The organism is Mesorhizobium sp. M2C.T.Ca.TU.002.02.1.1, from assembly GCF_003997225.1.
This window is the reverse complement of sequence record NZ_RZTO01000958.1, coordinates 1-2,129: the sequence shown is the minus strand read 5'-3', so window position 1 is coordinate 2,129 and position 2,129 is coordinate 1. Positions and strand designations below refer to the sequence as shown.

At 62.9% G+C, this 2,129-nt stretch carries 2 protein-coding genes; both read right to left on the bottom strand.

Annotation, left to right across the window (positions count from 1 at the left end; all coding sequences use genetic code 11):
* Positions 1 to 87: 87 nt before the first annotated feature.
* Entirely contained in the window at positions 88 to 981 is an 894-nt protein-coding gene (locus tag EOD07_RS31970) for a LysR family transcriptional regulator (RefSeq protein WP_127238108.1), read from the bottom strand.
* Positions 982 to 1,096: 115 nt separating this feature from the next.
* The coding region (locus EOD07_RS31965; RefSeq protein WP_127238107.1) for a M24 family metallopeptidase at positions 1,097 to 2,129 on the bottom strand (1,033 nt) is incomplete at its 5' end.

Here is a 2,129-nt window from a genome sequence, read left to right as displayed (position 1 = left end):
GGCGGGCGCCCCTTGGACCGCCGCTCCATCTTCCTGCCGGAGCAAAGTCGTTCCAGACCGCGCCGGCTGCGCCTTTGAAGTCTTGGCTTAGCCGGCGAGCGCGCCGGCGTCGCTTGCCACGAACATGTCGGCAAAGCGCGCCGCGAAGCTCCGCGCGACGGCCGATCGCTTTCGGTCTGCGCTGACATATATGCCCACCACGACATCGGCCAGCCGAGGCAGATGCGCCGCTGGCTCGACGACGCGCAGCGCGGACGGCACGATGCGGCGCGCAAGGACGGTCATGCCGAAACCAGCCCCTACCGCCGCCTCCAAGCCCGACAGGCTGGGGCTTGTGTAGACGATCTCGAAACTGCGTCCGTCCCTCTGCAATGCCGTCAGCATGTTGCGTCGGTAGAGGCAGCCTTCCGGATAGCAGACGATGCGCAGCGGGCCTTTTTCCTGGTTGCCCGCGAGCATGTTGCCATGCTCGGAAGCACCGACCCAGGCCAGCTGCTCCTTCCAGGTCATGAAGGCGCCCTCGGAGGGACCGTCCGGCGTCATCGCCACGACAATGTCGTACTGTCCCTTGCGCATGCCTTCCAGAAGGTTGTGCGAAATATCGCAGACCACATCGAAGGTGATGTCGGCACCGTCTCGAGCGAAGCTTGACATCAGCCTGGGCAGGAAGTGGTCGGCATAGTCGTTGGGAATGCCGAGCCTCAGCTTGCCCGAGCTTTCGCGGCTGGAGAGCTTGAGCATCATCTCGTCGTTGAGCGCCAGGATCTGGCGGGCATAGCCGGCCACCAGCTCACCCTGCTCGGTCAGCTGCATGCCGCCTTCCTTTGCAAACAGCGAGACACCGAGAAGGTCCTGCAGTTTCTTCATCTGCAGGCTGATCGCGGGCTGCGTGCGGCCAAGCTGCTCGCCGGCCCGCGTATAGCCGCGCAGGTCGATGATGGTGACGAAGGCTCGAAGCAGATCGGTGGGAATGCTGCGCATCGACGGTCCCTGACGCAACTATGAGCGCATGTTGCGCCCATAGGATCACCCGTTTCCGGACAAATGCAAGCGGGCCTCGGCACAAGCCGAGGCCCGCTTGCACTTTGAATCGCCATCAGGCCTTGACGATGTTGTGTTCCGGGCCGAACGGGAATTTCGTGATGTTCTCGGCGCCGTCCTCGGTGATGACGAGGATATCGTGCTCGCGGTAGCCGCCGGCACCTGGCATGCCTTCGGGCAGGGTCACCATCGGCTCCATCGAAACCACCATGCCAGGCTGAAGCACGGTGTTGATATCCTCGCGCAGCTCGACGCCCGCCTCGCGGCCGTAGTAGTGTGACAGCACGCCGAAGGAGTGCCCGTAGCCAAACGAGCGGTAGCCGAGCAGGTCGTGGCTGCGATAGATATCGTTCAACTCCGTCGCAACGTCGCCGCATCTTGCCCCGGGGCGCAGCAGCTCCAGCCCGCGCCGATGCACCTTGCAATTGATTTCCCAGATGCGCAGGTGCTCGTCGCTGGCATGATCAAGGAACAGCGTGCGTTCCAGCGCGGTGTAGTAGCCGGAGATCATCGGAAAGCAGTTCAGCGAAAGAATATCGCCCTTCTCCACCTTGCGGGACGTCACCGGATTGTGGGCGCCGTCCGTGTTCACGCCGGACTGGAACCAGACCCAGGTGTCCATCAACTCTGCGTGGGGGAAGGTCTTGGCTATGTGGCGAACCATGGTCTGGGTGCCCACCAGCGCCACCTCATATTCGGGAACGCCTTCGCGGATGACGTTGCGGATGGCTTCGCCGCCGATGTCGGCCGTGCGGGCGCCTTCCTTGATCAGCGCGATCTCCTCCGCCGATTTGATGGTGCGCAGCCACATGGACGGTGCGCCGATATCGACGAATTCAACACCCGGGAAGGCGTCCTGCAGCAGATTGCGCAGGTCGAGATTGACGTGGTCGAACTCGATGCCAAGCCGTCTTGCGCCCGGCAGTTGCTGCTGGAGCGCATAGAAATAGTTGTCGCGCTGCCAGTCGGTGTAGGTGATGTTGTCGCCGAAAGTGCGGCGCCAGGGCTGGCCCGCATCGATGCCGGCGGAAATGGAAACCGCTTTCTTGTCCGTCACCACGAAGGCATAGCGGCGACCAAAGTAGCAA